The organism is Rhodococcus sp. O3 (genome assembly GCF_048897285.1).
Taxonomy (GTDB): domain Bacteria; phylum Actinomycetota; class Actinomycetes; order Mycobacteriales; family Mycobacteriaceae; genus Rhodococcus.
In genome coordinates this window covers 95,367-109,082 of sequence record NZ_JBMBTE010000003.1, presented here as the reverse complement: position 1 = coordinate 109,082, position 13,716 = coordinate 95,367, and the positions used below count along the sequence as shown (strand labels likewise).

Here is a 13,716-nt window from a genome sequence, read left to right as displayed (position 1 = left end):
GGAACTGTGGATCTGAGCGGCTTGACCACGGTAATCGCAGAGCTGAAGGACCATGTTCTGACGATCACGCTCAACCGGCCCGACGAGCTCAACTCGTTCACCGATGTGATGCGGGCCGAGTTCGCTGCGTTGTGGGCCTATGCGCGCGAGGAGGGCGACGTGCACGTCATGGTTCTCCGGGCCAACGGCGAACGCGCGTTCTCGACGGGTGTCGACGTCAAGGAGGGAACGTTCCTCTCCGACAACGTTTTCATGCGCCGCGATCCCGGCGCCGATCTCTCACCCAAGCACAACGGGTGCTGGAAGCCCCTGATCTGCGCGGTGCACGGGATGGCCGCGGGTGGTGCGCTGTACTGGCTCAACGAAGCCGACATCATCATCGCGAGCGAGGACGCCCAGTTCTTCGATCCGCATGTCTCGTACGGCATGGTCGCCGCGCTCGAGCCGATCGGTCTGGCTCATCGCATCCCGATCGGGGAAGTGCTGCGCATGGTCCTGCTCGGGCTCGACGAGCGCATGTCGGCGAAGCGTGCGCTGGAGATCGGATTCATCACCGAAATCGTGGGCCGCGACGCCCTGTGGGACCGGGCGCACGACCTCGCGGAGCGCATCGCGGCGAAGCCACCGGCCGCGGTCCAGGGCAGTATCCGGGCGATTTGGGAGTCGAAGAACACCGGGCGTGCCGCGGCGCTCGCGACCGGCATGTATTACACGGACCTGGGCAACCCGATCGGCATGGCGCAGGTTGCCCGCTCGGAGGTACCGACCCGCAAGTACGAGGTGCGCTGACATGGAGTACGGGATGACTCCGGAACTCGAGAAGTTCCGTGCCGAGGTCAGCGAGTTCGTCGCGGCCAACAAGCCCGCGGTCCCGGTCAAGGCGGGTGTACGCAGCGCCGAGGACGCCGGGGAACTCGCTCTGCTCAAGGAGTGGACCGCGAAGTTGTTCGCGGCCGGGTACATCGGCGCCGACTGGCCGGAGGAGTACGGCGGCAAGGGCGCTGCGCATTCGCCGGAGAAGGACGTCGTCGTCGGGGAGGAGCTCGCGCGCGGGCGGGCGCCGGCCGCTGTCCAGGGCGCCGCACATCTGGTGGCGCACGCGCTGATCGATTTCGGCACCGAGGAGCAGCGGCAGAAGTACCTGCCGGGAATCCGCTCGGGCGAACTCGTCTTCTGTCAGCTGTTCAGCGAGCCGAGTTCGGGCAGCGACCTCGCGTCGCTGCGCACCAAGGCGGTCCCGGTCGAGGGCGGTGGATTCCGGGTCAGCGGCCAGAAGGTGTGGACCACGAACGGGCACTGGGCCGACTACGGCTACCTGCTTGCGCGGACCGACCCGGACGCGCCGAAGCACAAGGGCATCGGCGCGTTCATCGTCGACATGCGGCTGCCGGGTGTCGACGTGCGGCCGTTGCGGGAGATGACCGGCACCTCCGATTTCAACGAGGTCTTCCTCGACAACGTCGAACTCGGGCCCGACGCGCTGATCGGTGGGGTCACGCAGGGCTGGTTGATCGCGAATTCGAGTCTCGCGCACGAACGTAGCGCCGTGGCGACGAGCGCGGTGCGGCTGCAGCAGAACATCGAGGCGCTGAAGGAGCTGGCCTCGCGCGTCACCCGGAACGGCCGTCCGGCTATCGAGGACGGTGCCGTGCAGGAGCGCATCGGCGAGCTGGCGGCGGGTGTTGCCGCGCTCTCGGCGCTCGTGTACGCGAACATCAGCCGGTGGTCGCGGGGGACCGAACGTGCGTACGACGCCCCGATGGCCAAGCTGATGTTCAGCGAACTCGGCGTGGACATCGCGCGATTCGCTCTCGATCTCGCCGGTGAGGCCGGGATTCTCGTCGAGGGTGACGAGAACGCGATCGATCACGGCCGATGGCAGGACGAATTCCTGTACGCGCGCGGGTTCACCATCGCGGGGGGAAGTTCGGAAATCATGCGCAATCTCATCGCCGAGCGTGGGTTGGGGATGCCGCGCTGAAGTGGGCGGCCGGTGCGGAGGGTCTACGGATTCTCCCCACCCGGTCATTCCAGAACCAGCGCATTCCGGGGACGAGCGCATTCCGGGGACGCGCGCGTTCCAGGGCGAGCGGCGGCGTGACGGGAACAGGCCGGGGCGACAGGGTGATCCGCAATGCCGGACACCGCACTACCCGATTGACCTAGTTAACTATGTGATCTATCTTTGGATTCGAGGCGTTTTCGCCCGGCGCCGCCGAAGGGCGGGAGCATCACGAACCGGTACCGATCCAGAAAGAACGCGGATTCTTCCCGGCGGCAGAACTGGAGGCATCAATGACGGGTATCAGGGAAGCGTTGGGCTTGCTCTGGTCGTCACCCGACCACGCGAAAATGGTGCAAGAGGGCAAGACATGGCACACGTGGGGAGAAGTGCGTGCGCTTGCCGAGAAGATCGACGACGAGCTGACGCGCGTCGGTTGCGGCGAGGGTGCCCGCATCGGAGTCGTGCTCGGAAACCGAATGGAGTCCGTCGCATCCCTGATCGCGATCCTCGGTAAGGGCCGCACGATCGTCACCCTCAACCCGATGCAGCCCACCGCTCGCGTTACCGCCGACGCGGTGGCTGCGCTCCCGCAGGTGGTGCTCGCGCCGCAGAATGATTGGGACATCGAGGATTTCACGGTCCCGCTGGCCGGAGCCGGAATCGTCGGATTCGCGGTCGACGGTGTCGAGGTCGTCCAGCGCACGGGTGGCCCGGAGGTCACCATCGAAGTTCCCACCGATGTTTCCGACCCCGTCGCGGTCGAGATGTTCACCTCGGGCACGACCGGGCCGCCCAAGCGGGTTCCGTTGACCTGGCGCCAGCTCGAAGCCGCTCTCGATGCGGTCCACGGCCACACCGGTAAGCGCGGCGGCGAGGGCGAACCGTTCTCCGGCCACGTCGGTCTCATCGCACTCCCGATGGTGCACATCGGCGGGTTCTGGGGCGTCATCCAGTCTCTCGCCGAGGCACGACCCGTCGTCCTGTTGCCGCGGTTCACCGTCGAGGGGTGGGTCGAAGCCGTGTACGAGCACCGGCTTCCGGTCGCGGGCCTGCCGCCGGCAGCCATGCGTTCGGTCCTCGACTCCGGCGTGCCGAAGGAGAAGCTCGCGAGCCTGCGCGCCCTCACCGCCGGAACCACCTTCATCAGCCCCGACCTGGCCGACGAATTCACCGAGCGCTACGGCATTCCCGTCATGATCATGTACGGCGCCACCGAATTCGGCGGTGCGGTCGCCGGGTGGACCAAACCGCTCATCGGAGAATGGTGGAGCCGCAAGCGCGGCAGCGTCGGCCGCCCGTTCCCCGGAGTGAAGATCCGCGCGGTCAGCGACGACGGTGAGGTCCTGCCCACGGGCGCGAGCGGCCGGCTCGAAGTCAATTCCAGCCAGACCGGCACGGGCACGAACGAGTGGGTGCGCACCAGCGACCTCGGCCATCTCGACGACGACGGCTTCCTCTACATCGACGGTCGCGCCGACGACGCCATCGTCCGAGGCGGATTCAAGGTGCAGCCCGAGACCGTGTGCAACGCACTGCGTGCGCATGCTTCGGTGCTCGACGCCTCCGTGTTCGGCAGGGCGGACGAACGGCTCGGCCAGGTGCCGGTTGCGGTGATCGAACTGGCCGAGGGAGCCGGGCCGGTGGACGAGGCGGAGCTCAAGGAGTTCGTCCGCACTCAGCTGACCGGTTACGAAGTGCCGGTCACCATCCACACGGTGGACGCCCTGCCGCGCAGCGTGTCCCTGAAGGTCGACAGGCGGCGACTGCTCGAGATGGTCGCCGAACTCGAATCCACGCGGGTCTGAACCCCGCAAACGCTGACAACGAAGGAACACATCATGACTGCAGTAATCGTGGAGGCCGTGCGCACGCCGGTCGGAAAGCGCAACGGCGGTCTGTCCGGCATTCACCCGGTCGACCTGTCCGCGGTCGTCCTCGACGCGCTCGTCGAGCGCGCGGGGATCGACCCGGTGGTGGTCGGCGACGTGATCTGGGGATGCGTGCAGCAGGTGGGCGAGCAGTCCCAGGACATCGCCCGCACCGCGCTGCTCGCGGCCGGATGGCCCGAAACGGTCCCCGGCGTCACCATCGATCGCCAGTGCGGTTCGTCGCAGCAGGCGCTGAACTTCGCTGTCGCGAGCGTCGAGGCCGGTCACTACGAGGTTGTCGTCGCCGGTGGCGTCGAGTCGATGTCGCGGGTGCCGATGGGTTCGTCGGTGCAGGTCGCCGGCATGCCGTTCAGCCGGTCGTTCCTCGATCGCTACGACGGTGCCGTGCCGAACCAGGGGATCGGTGCCGAGATGATCGCCGAGAAGTGGGGCATGAGCCGCACCGAGGTCGACGAGTTCTCCGCCCGCTCCCACGAACGCGCGGCGGCCGCGCAGGACGCCGGCCTGTTCGACGCCCAGATCGTGCCCGTCACGAACCCCGACGGCACGGTGATCTCGAAGGACGAAGGTATCCGCCGCGGCACCTCTGTCGAGTCTCTCGCCAAGCTGAAGCCGGTGTTCAAGGAGAGCGGTGTCATCCACGCCGGCAACGCTTCTCAGATATCCGACGGTGCTTCCGCCCTGCTCATCATGAGCGAGGAGGCGGCAGCGCAGTACGGCCTGACCCCGATCGCCAGGATCCACACGGCGACGGTCGTCGGCGCCGATCCGATCATCATGCTCACCGCACCGATCCCGGCGACGGTCGCGGCTCTCGAGAAGTCCGGCCTGACCGTCGACGACATCGGTGTGTTCGAGGTCAACGAGGCGTTCGCCCCCGTGCCACTCGCGTGGCTGAAGGAGATCGGTGCCGATCCCGAGCGCCTCAACCCCAACGGCGGAGCGATCGCCCTCGGACATCCCCTGGGCGGATCCGGCGGACGCATCCTCACCGACATGGTTCACCACATGCGCCGCAACAAGATCCGCTACGGACTGCAGACGATGTGTGAGGGCGGTGGGCAGGCCAACGCCACGATCCTCGAACTCGTCGGGAACTGACCGCCCGACAGCCGCGCCCCGGTTACTCGTCGACGAGTACCGGGGCTGCGGTGCGTTCGATGAATCGTGTTGTTGCCGAGCGGATTCAGGCTGCAATCACGCGGCGGCGAGTCGCCGGCGGTGATACGAGACCGTGCCGTCGAGGAGTTCGTCGACCTTGATGCGCCGGATCAGCAGGTGCACATCGTGTTCCCACGTGAAGCCGATACCGCCGTGCACCTGCAGCGCGGTCTGTGCGGTGGTGCCGGCCCCGTCCCCGGTGAACGCTGCTGCTGCGGAGACGGCGCGGAGGCGGGCGGCCGAATCGTCTCCGTCGAGGGCGACGGCTGCGGCCCACAGTGCCGCGCGGGAAGCCTCGACCGACAGCGCCATGTCGGCGCAGTGGTGCTTGACCGCCTGGAAACTCCCGATGGGGCGGTCGAATTGGGTTCGCTGCCCGGCGTACTCGACCGTCATCTCGACGAGGCGGGCGGCCGCGCCGAGTGCATCCATGGCGCGGAACGTCGACAGTGCGTCGTGTACGAAGGCGACGGTGCCGTGCTGCAATGTCGCCCACGCACCTTCGTCGAGGTCGAGGTGCACGTCGGCGACCGCCCCGACCGGGTCACGTCGAGCGACTCGAGGATGCGGATGGAGACCGCGTCGACGGGGACCACGGCACCCACCTCGGCGCCGCTGTCGGTGGCGGCGACGAGCAGGACGCTGTGCGCGTCGATCAGGCCGGTCACCGGCGCCGTCGTGCCGCGCAGTCGCAGCCGTGTGCCGTCGATCTGCGCGTGCAGCGCGGGGTTCTCGAGGGAGGTGAGCCCAGGTACGACGAGTTCGGCGCCGGACTCGGCAGCTTCGTAGGCCGGATGGTCGAGCTGTTCGAGCAGTCGTGTCGCGAGCGCGAGTTCCGCAACGGGCAGCGGGCTCGCCGCGCGACCGTGCTCCTCGACGAGTACGGCGAGGTCCACCTGGGTGCCGCCCGCGTCCTGGGTGAGAAGCCCGATGAGTCCGGACTCGGCGAGGTGCCGCACACCGGCGGCCGTGGTACGGGCCGGGCCGTCGTCGATCCCCGGCCGTCGCGCTGCGATCGGATCGTTCTTGGCGAGCCAGGCGCGCTCCGCCCCGGCGAGGGCTTCCTGTTCGTCACTCAGCGCAAAGTCCACGACACTCCTCCCGAGTCAGATTCGACGACTTAGTCAACCACGTCATCTATGTCTTGGGTAGCACCAACCCACGTCTCCTGAGGGTAGGGCTCTCGCCGCGGCGGGCGCGGCGGATTGCGCCCTCGAACCCCGTTCCGACCCTTGCCAACGACCTAGTTATACAGGTAATACTTGTTTGGCCGGGAGTGTGCACAGGTAACACATGCGCCCCGAAAGCCTTGGGGGAGGAAGCGGAGCTGACGTGGACACGAGCAACACCGAGCGGGTGACAGGTCGATTGGGGACAGTCGATGGCTACGATCCCGCCGCACTGCGAGACCAGTGGTATCGCGAGGGTTTCTACAGCGATCACACCTGGCCCGATGCGCTCGCCGAAAGCTGCGCGACCGGAGCGTCCACCACTCTCGTCTACGCCGGAGGCGAGAGCGAGCAACTCGTCACGACCGCCGGTGAGATCCACGCCCGGGCCCGGCGCGTGGCCGCAGCTCTGCAGGAACGGGGCATCCGCCCCGGAGATTCCGTGGCGGTGCAATTGCCCAACCGGATCGAAGCTTCCATCGCATACGCGGCGGTGATGCTGGCCGGTGCGGTCCTCGTCCCGATCGTGCACATCTACGGACCGAACGAGGTGCGGTTCATCCTCGAACAGTCCGGCGCCAAGGTCCTCGTCCAGCCCGACCGCTGGCGTTCGATCGACTACGGCAACCGCGTCGCCGGGTTCGCCGACATCCCCACGCTCGAACACGTCGTGGTGGTCGGCGAGGCCGTACCGGAGGGCGCGTGCCCGTGGGACGACCTTCTCGCCACCACGACGGAATATGCTCGCCCCACCGTCCACGCCGACGACGTCGCGTTGCTCATCTACACCTCGGGTACCACGTCCGCGCCGAAGGGCGTACAGCACAGCCACAATTCGCTGCTCGCCGAGCAGCAGTCGGCGACGGAATACCTCGGAACGGGTGACGACGCCGTTCAGCTCGTGACGTTCCCGCCCGGACACATCGCCGGCGTCGGCAGCATGCTGCGCCCCTTGCTCCACGGCCGGGACACCGTCTACATGGACATGTGGGATCCCGCTCTCGCGGTCGAACTGATCTCCCGCCACCGCGTCACCGCGACGGCCGGTACCCCCTTCCATCTCACCGGCATGCTCGACATCGAAGGAGTCGCCGGAAAGCTCGCGACACTACGCGAATTCCTCATCGGTGCGGCCACGGTGCCCGAGGACCTGGTCCGTCGCGCAGGGGACATGGGTATCGGCACCTTCCGCTGCTACGGATCGACCGAACATCCCACGGTCACATCCGGCACCGCCACCGACCCGGAACCCGCGCGTCTCGGCACCGACGGTTCGCCGCTGCCGGGCGTGCGCGTACGCATCGTCGACGAAACCGGCACCGACGTGCCCACCGGCGTCGACGGCGAGATCGTCACGCGCGGACCCGACCAGTTCGTCGGCTACCGGGACACAAGCCTCAACGCTGCGGCGTTCACCGCCGACGGCTGGATGCGCACCGGCGACCTCGGCCATCTCGACGCCGACGGGCGTCTCACGATCACCGATCGCATCAAGGACGTCGTGATCCGCGCGGGCGAGACGATCTCGTCGGGCCAGCTGGAGGACGTGCTGGGCACCCATCCGGCCGTGGCGGAGGGTGCGATCGTCGCGGCGCCCGATCCCCGATACGGGGAAGTGGTGGCCGCGGTCGTCGTCCCGATGCCCGGAGCCGACATCGATCTCGACAGCATTCGCGAGCACTTCGCCGAATCGGGACTGGCTAAACAGAAGACGCCCGAACGACTCGTCGTCGTCGACGCCCTGCCGCGCACGGCCCTGGGCAAGGTCCGCAAGGCGGAACTCCGCGCCGAGCACTTCCCGAGGGCCGGCGGCCGATGAGCGTGCGCTGGCAGGATCTGCGACTGCCGGTGATGGCGGCACCGATGTTCCTGGTCTCGAACCTCGACCTGGTGATCGCCGCGTGCCGCGCGGGTGTCGTCGGCGCATTTCCGTCCGCGAACCCGCGGGCACCCGAGACCCTCGACGGCTGGCTCGGCGCCATCCGCGCCGCCGAACGCGAAAGTATCGACCACGGTGAGCCGTTCGCGCCGTTCTGCGTGAACATGCCGGCCTCGGCTGCGCTCGACAAGGAGATGCGCGACCGCGCGCTCGCGACCGTCGCGAAGCACGAGGTGCCGCTGATCCTCACCAACATGGGCGATCCGAAGGAGATCGTCGATGCCGCGCACGGCTGGGGCGGCACGGTGTTCCACGACGTGACGACCGTTCGGCACGCCGAGAAGGCGATCGCGGCCGGTGTCGACGGACTCATGCTCGTCTGTGCGGGAGCCGGGGGACACGCGGGCACATTGTCGCCGTTCGCCTTCCTCCCGCAGGTACGCCGCATGTTCGACGGCCCCATCATGCTCGCCGGTGGTATCGCCGACGGCAACGGCATCGCCGCGGCACTCGCGCTCGGTGCCGACGTCGCGGTGATGGGTACCCGGTTCATCGCGACACTCGAATCGGGAACCGTCGACGACCACAAGAGCATGCTCGTGGAGTCGCGCAGTGAAGATGTCGTGTTCACCGACGCCATCGCGGGCCTGCCCGCGAGCTTCCTGGCATCGTCGATCGCCGCGAACGGGCTCGACCCGGACGATCTGCCGAAACCCGTTGCGCGACACAGACCGAACCTTCCTCCCGGCGTGAAGCCGTGGAAGACGGTGTTCAGTGGCGGTCATTCGACCGGCCTGATCCACGACATTCCACCGGTCGCGGGGGTGGTCGACCGGTTGGCACACGAGTTCGATGCCGCTCGCCGAGCGGGCGATTGGCGTGCCGCGCTCGCCGAATCCCTGTCACGCCGGCCGGAAGCAGCAACCCGAAAGGTGCCATGATGACCACACAGGAAATCGGCTTCGTCGAAGCCGACGACTACTTGCACCCGGTCTCCGACAACTTCTACGAGAACGAGACCTTCTGGTTCTCCTTCTTCGTTCCGGAGCGCAATATCGGCGCCTGGATCTACGTGGGAGTGCGGCAGAACGCGGGAATCACGCACGGAGGGCTGTGGCTGTGGGACGACACTGCGGTGGACCCCTGGGATCTGCCCTTCTACGAGGGTTTCTCGGCCCTGAAGATGCCGACCTTCGACGGACCGAAGCTGATCAGCCCGACCGGCGCGACGATCGAAGTGATCGAGCCGGGTGAGGTCTACGACGTCCGCTACGAGGATCGGAACCGCATCTCCGTCGAACTGTCGTTCCGGGGATTCGAGCGGCCCGTTCCGCTTCTCCGGGGAGCCCCGCCCTATCCGGCGGCCTCGCACTACGACCAGACCGGCCGGGTCACCGGGCACCTGATTCTCGACGGCGAACGAATCGACGTCGAGTGCTGCGCGATGCGGGACCGGTCGTGGGGCCCGCGCACCGAGCGGGGATACGGTCGCGTGGGATACACCTGGCTGGCCGACCCGGAGTGCAGCCTGCTCACCTATTCGGTGCCCACCGACACGACCGACAGGGTGCACACCGGGTATGTGCGCCGCGGCAACGAGGTCTCGCGTCTGGTGGGCGGCGAGCGGAAGGTGGTTCGGGATCCGGCTCGGGCCTGGGTGGACAGGCTCGAGATCGCGGTGACCGACGAGCACGGGGGTGAGGTCGTTGCCACCGGGACTGCCCGGAGCCGGATGATCCTGCCCGGTGCGACCAACGTGTGCATCAATACGTTGCTCGAATTCGAGATCGACGGCCGGACCGTCTACGGGGAGGACCAGGATGTGTGGTCGATCGAGCAGTTCCGCCGAGCGCGTTCGAGCCGGACGTGAATCCGCACACCGGCTGCGGGCGATCAGCGGTCGCCGAACCGCTCGTCGATTCCCTCGAGACGGAATCGGATGCGTACCGCCGCATCCCGGGCGGTGGCGATCGCGTCGGCGGCGGCGGACAGTGCCCGATCGAGTTCCGCATTCGGGTGCAGCGGCGGTCCGGCTGTGGTGCCGGACGCGGGTTGGGGGCGCAGGGCCGGCGCGACGAACGTCCGGAACCGGTGGCGCGCGGCCTTTTCGGATCGGTCCGGGTACTCCGCAGCGAGGTAGGTCTGCTCGAGGAGGAAGTCGATCATCTCCCGGACAGGGATGTCGGTGCGGATGACGCCGGCCGCCTGACCGGCGAGCAGGACCGGACCGGAGATCTCGTCGGTCAGCGACCGGATGTCCTCGTCCAGCACGGCAGCGGAATGCTGAGCCACCAATGCCCTGATGACCGGATCCTCGGGCAGTTCGCGCGTCGTGTAGACCAGGACGTCCTCGATCTTTCCGAGGATGTCGGGTTGCGCTGCGATGATCTCGCGGGTTCGGGCAATGTGGTTCCGGGCTCGATGGATGCCGACCAGGATGATCATGCGGGACGTGTTGCCGAGCTGACGGAACGCCGTCGCCCGCGACACCCCGGCCCGCTCGGCTACGGCGGCCATCGTGATCGCCGTGGTGCCCTGGATGCGCATCTCCTCGTCGGCTGCACGGACGAGTCGGGTTCGCACGCTCTCATCGCAGGCGGGGAGCGAGTTGGATGTCTGCGACGGCATGCGGCCACTCTAACGGCGGAGGCAGCCGGGCGCCCGTGCGACGCGAACAGTGCGTGATGTCACTACCTATCTATCTATGTGACCTAGGTCTCGACAATATGGACGATTCTCGCTACGATCGAACGCGAAAGTCTCAAGCGGTGCGATTCTGCGCGGCTCGAGTCTCACGATGAGTCGGATTTCCAGCGGTACGTGCATCGTGCTCTCCGCACGCACCGCCCACGTCGAAACGGCAGGATCCAATGAAGCTCACGGTCGACACCAACAAATGTTCCGGACATGCCCGCTGCTACGCCGTAGCTCCCGAGGTGTTCGATATCGACGATCTCGGCTATGCCCTCCCACTCGACGTCGAGGTCGAGGAACCGATCGACGAGCGGATCGCCGCCGGAATCGCGGCATGCCCCGAACACGCCATCCACCTCCATTGACCTGGATCTCTCCGGCGGGCGGCGGCACCGGATTCCTTCGCGACGGTCCGCCCTGGCCCATCGAACTGCACTACCTCGTCTCCACCCACCAGCGTCTTTCGAACCCAGCGTCTTTCGAACCCACCGTCGTTCGAGCCCACAGTCGTTCGAACACACCGTCTTCCGAACAAGGACAACAACTATGGGACGTGTACAGGACAAGGTCGTCTTCATCACCGGCGCCGCCCGTGGGCAGGGCCGCGCGCACGCCGTCCGGCTCGCGCAGGAGGGCGCGAAGATCGTCGGCGTCGACTTCTGTGAGGACATCAAGACCAACGCCTACTCTATGGCGACCCCGGAGGACCTCGCCGAGACTGGGCGACTGGTCGAAGAGGCCGGTGGCCGTATGCTCTCCACGATCGCCGATGTGCGTGACCGTCAGGCGCTGACCGCCGCGGTCGAGGCCGGAGTCGCCGAGTTCGGCCGTATCGACGGTGTCGTCGCCCAGGCCGGCATCTGCCCCCTCGGAACCGACGATCCGCAGGCCTTCCTCGACGCGTTCACGATCGACTTCGTCGGCGTCGTCAACGCTGTCGAGGCCGCCCTCCCGCACCTGGCCGACGGCGGTTCGATCGTCGCGACCGGTAGCCTCGCCGCCCTGCTGCCCGGGTCGACCGACAATCCGACGAACGGGGCCGGTGGCCTCGGGTACGCGCTCGCCAAGCGCTCGATCGCCGCTTTCGTGAACGACCTGGCAGTGGTACTCGGGCCCAAGGGAATTCGCGTGAACGCGGTCCATCCGACCAACGTCAACACCCCCATGCTCCACAGCGAGATCATGTACCGGCAGTTCCGTCCGGATCTCGAGTCTCCGACGCGCGAGGACGCCGAGCCCGTCTTCCCCGTGATGACCAACATGGGCGTGCCTTACGTCGAACCCGAAGATGTCGCCGAGATGGTGCTGTACCTCCTCTCCGATGCGTCGCGATACGTCACCGGCATGCAGATGCGCGTGGATGCCGGCGGCTACGTCCGCAACCGTCCGCAGCAACCCTCCTTCTGAACGACATCCACCGAGAATCCGGAGAAATCCCGTGGCACAGAACATCTCGAAGCTCTACATCGACGGCCGGTGGGTCGACAGCGAGTCGGATGTCGTACTCGACGTCCTGAATCCGGCGACGGAGGAAGTGATCGGCCGGGTTCCGCAGGCCACCGTCGGAGAGGTGGGTCGCGCCATCGACGCCGCGCGGCGCGCATTCGACGAGGGCCCGTGGCCGACGATGTCACCTCGCGAGCGGGCCCAGGTGATGCTGAGAATGGCCGACGCGCTGGACAAGCGTCGCGCCGAGCTCGTGGAGCTGAACATCGCAGAGTCCGGCTCGACCCGGATGCTCGCCGAATACCTGCAGGTGGGCATTCCGCTGCAGCACTTCCGCGACATGGCCGACCGGATCCTGCCGACCTTCTCGTTCGAGCGCGGGGTTCTGCCGACCATCGGCGACGGGATCGGCCAGGGCATCGTGGTCCGCGAACCGGCGGGGGTCGCGGTGCTCATCTCGGCGTACAACTTCCCGCTGTTCCTCAACATCATGAAGCTTGCCCCGGCGCTCGCCGCCGGCTGCACAGTGGTACTCAAGCCCGCCCCGACCACTCCGCTCGAGGCCTTCGTTCTCGGCGAGATCGCCGACGAGGCAGGTCTTCCCGCCGGCGTGCTCAACATCGTGACGGGCGACATCGACGCCGGGCGGGAACTGACCACGAATCCGAAGGTCGATCTCGTCAGTTTCACCGGCTCCGACACCGTCGGTCGCCTGGTCTACGAGCAGGCCGCGCCGAGTCTCAAGAAGGTGGTCCTCGAACTCGGTGGCAAGTCCCCGAACATCATCTGCGAGGACGCCGATCTCGTCGCCGTCACCACATCCGTGATCGGCAACATGATCACTCATGCGGGGCAGGGTTGCGCGCTGTTCACCCGCACCCTCGTGCATCGTTCCCGCTACGACGAGCTCGTCGCAGCCGTCAGCGCAGGACTGTCGATGGTCAAGGTCGGCGATCCCGCCGAACCGGACACCGTCATGGGGCCGCTGATCAGCGAAGCTCAGCGCAGCAAGGTCGAGGCGCTCATCGCCACCGGTGTGGAACAAGGCGCCGAGATCGCGTTCGGCGGTGGCCGCCCGGCCCTCGAGAAGGGCTTCTTCGTCGAACCGACGCTGTTCGTCGACGTCGACAACTCCATGGACATCGCCCGGAAGGAGTTCTTCGGCCCGGTCGGCGTCATCATCCCGTTCGACGACGACGACCACGCGGTGCGTCTCGCCAACGACAGTGAGTACGGCCTCGGCGGCAGTGTGTACGCCTCCGACCCCGTACGGGCACTCGCCATCGCCCGGCGGATCCGCACCGGATTCGTCTCGCTCAACGGCGGTGGCGGGGGAGTCACCCCGCACATTCCGTTCGGGGGATACAAGCAGTCCGGCCTGGGTCGCGAATGGGGCGAGGCCGGCCTCGAGGAGTACCTGCAGACCAAGGCCATCACCTGGAGCGCAGCCCGCGGCTGACCGCCCGCGCTCTC

Annotated in this window: 13 protein-coding genes; 10 read left to right on the top strand and 3 right to left on the bottom strand. The window is 67.3% G+C overall.

Annotated elements, in window-relative coordinates:
• Positions 1-6 precede the first annotated feature (6 nt).
• From ACN675_RS02400 to ACN675_RS02385, 4 genes are all read left to right on the top strand, one after another.
• On the top strand, positions 7-789 hold the full coding sequence (locus ACN675_RS02400) for an enoyl-CoA hydratase/isomerase family protein (protein ID WP_420749392.1): 783 nt from the start codon (positions 7-9) through the stop codon (positions 787-789).
• Position 790: 1 nt separating this feature from the next.
• A complete protein-coding gene (locus ACN675_RS02395) occupies positions 791-1,981 on the top strand; it encodes an acyl-CoA dehydrogenase family protein (protein ID WP_420749391.1) in 1,191 nt (396 codons plus the stop codon).
• Positions 1,982-2,295: 314 nt separating this feature from the next.
• On the top strand, positions 2,296-3,810 hold the full coding sequence (locus ACN675_RS02390; protein ID WP_420749390.1) for a class I adenylate-forming enzyme family protein: 1,515 nt from the start codon (positions 2,296-2,298) through the stop codon (positions 3,808-3,810).
• 30 nt (positions 3,811-3,840) lie between these two features.
• Positions 3,841-4,995 (top strand): thiolase family protein, encoded by a 1,155-nt coding sequence (locus ACN675_RS02385; protein ID WP_420749412.1) that lies wholly within the window; start codon positions 3,841-3,843, stop codon positions 4,993-4,995.
• 96 nt (positions 4,996-5,091) lie between these two features.
• On the opposite strand, the gene ACN675_RS02380 is transcribed toward ACN675_RS02385, so the two are convergent.
• Both ACN675_RS02380 and ACN675_RS02375 read right to left on the bottom strand, forming a co-directional pair.
• A complete protein-coding gene (locus tag ACN675_RS02380; RefSeq protein ID WP_420749389.1) occupies positions 5,092-5,487 on the bottom strand; it encodes an acyl-CoA dehydrogenase family protein in 396 nt (131 codons plus the stop codon).
• The gene (locus ACN675_RS02375; protein ID WP_420749388.1) at positions 5,448-6,146 is read right to left on the bottom strand and encodes a hypothetical protein; all 699 of its coding nucleotides are present in this window, start codon (positions 6,144-6,146) and stop codon (positions 5,448-5,450) included. The genes ACN675_RS02380 and ACN675_RS02375 overlap by 40 nt, the downstream gene beginning before the upstream one ends.
• A 241-nt stretch (positions 6,147-6,387) precedes the next feature.
• Between ACN675_RS02375 and ACN675_RS02370 the strand changes: the two genes are divergently transcribed.
• From ACN675_RS02370 to ACN675_RS02360, 3 genes are read left to right on the top strand one after another with little or no spacing between them, the layout of a single operon-like run.
• Positions 6,388-8,043 carry an AMP-binding protein gene (locus ACN675_RS02370; RefSeq protein WP_420749387.1) on the top strand — a complete coding sequence of 552 codons (1,656 nt, stop codon included), beginning with the start codon at positions 6,388-6,390 and terminating at the stop codon, positions 8,041-8,043.
• A complete protein-coding gene (locus ACN675_RS02365) occupies positions 8,040-9,044 on the top strand; it encodes an NAD(P)H-dependent flavin oxidoreductase (protein ID WP_420749386.1) in 1,005 nt (334 codons plus the stop codon). Before ACN675_RS02370 ends, ACN675_RS02365 begins: the two co-directional genes overlap by 4 nt.
• Positions 9,044-9,973: a DUF7065 domain-containing protein gene (locus ACN675_RS02360; protein ID WP_420749385.1), complete on the top strand. Its 930-nt coding sequence runs from the start codon at positions 9,044-9,046 to the stop codon at positions 9,971-9,973. The genes ACN675_RS02365 and ACN675_RS02360 overlap by 1 nt, the downstream gene beginning before the upstream one ends.
• 23 nt (positions 9,974-9,996) lie before the next feature.
• On the opposite strand, the gene ACN675_RS02355 is transcribed toward ACN675_RS02360, so the two are convergent.
• Positions 9,997-10,686 (bottom strand): TetR/AcrR family transcriptional regulator, encoded by a 690-nt coding sequence (locus ACN675_RS02355; RefSeq protein ID WP_420749384.1) that lies wholly within the window; start codon positions 10,684-10,686, stop codon positions 9,997-9,999.
• Between the two features lie 287 nt (positions 10,687-10,973).
• On the opposite strand from ACN675_RS02355, the gene ACN675_RS02350 reads away from it, so the two are divergent.
• The 3 genes from ACN675_RS02350 (at position 10,974) to ACN675_RS02340 (ending at position 13,702) form a co-directional block, all read left to right on the top strand.
• Positions 10,974-11,162, top strand: a complete 189-nt coding sequence (locus ACN675_RS02350) for a ferredoxin (RefSeq protein WP_420749383.1) — start codon at positions 10,974-10,976, stop codon at positions 11,160-11,162.
• 181 nt (positions 11,163-11,343) lie between these two features.
• Positions 11,344-12,204: a mycofactocin-coupled SDR family oxidoreductase gene (locus tag ACN675_RS02345; protein WP_420749382.1), complete on the top strand. Its 861-nt coding sequence runs from the start codon at positions 11,344-11,346 to the stop codon at positions 12,202-12,204.
• Between the two features lie 31 nt (positions 12,205-12,235).
• Positions 12,236-13,702: an aldehyde dehydrogenase family protein gene (locus tag ACN675_RS02340; protein WP_420749381.1), complete on the top strand. Its 1,467-nt coding sequence runs from the start codon at positions 12,236-12,238 to the stop codon at positions 13,700-13,702.
• Positions 13,703-13,716 lie beyond the last annotated feature (14 nt).

Excerpts from the sequence above, each read along its gene's own strand:
- ACN675_RS02395 (WP_420749391.1), top strand. The coding sequence starts at position 791 with ATGGAGTACGGGATGACTCCGGAACTCGAGAAGTTCCGTGCCGAGGTC.
- ACN675_RS02390 (WP_420749390.1), top strand. The coding sequence starts at position 2,296 with ATGACGGGTATCAGGGAAGCGTTGGGCTTGCTCTGGTCGTCACCCGAC.
- ACN675_RS02380 (WP_420749389.1), bottom strand. The coding sequence starts at position 5,487 with ATGGATGCACTCGGCGCGGCCGCCCGCCTCGTCGAGATGACGGTCGAG.
- ACN675_RS02365 (WP_420749386.1), top strand. The coding sequence starts at position 8,040 with ATGAGCGTGCGCTGGCAGGATCTGCGACTGCCGGTGATGGCGGCACCG.
- ACN675_RS02360 (WP_420749385.1), top strand. The coding sequence starts at position 9,044 with ATGACCACACAGGAAATCGGCTTCGTCGAAGCCGACGACTACTTGCAC.
- ACN675_RS02350 (WP_420749383.1), top strand. The coding sequence starts at position 10,974 with ATGAAGCTCACGGTCGACACCAACAAATGTTCCGGACATGCCCGCTGC.
- ACN675_RS02345 (WP_420749382.1), top strand. The coding sequence starts at position 11,344 with ATGGGACGTGTACAGGACAAGGTCGTCTTCATCACCGGCGCCGCCCGT.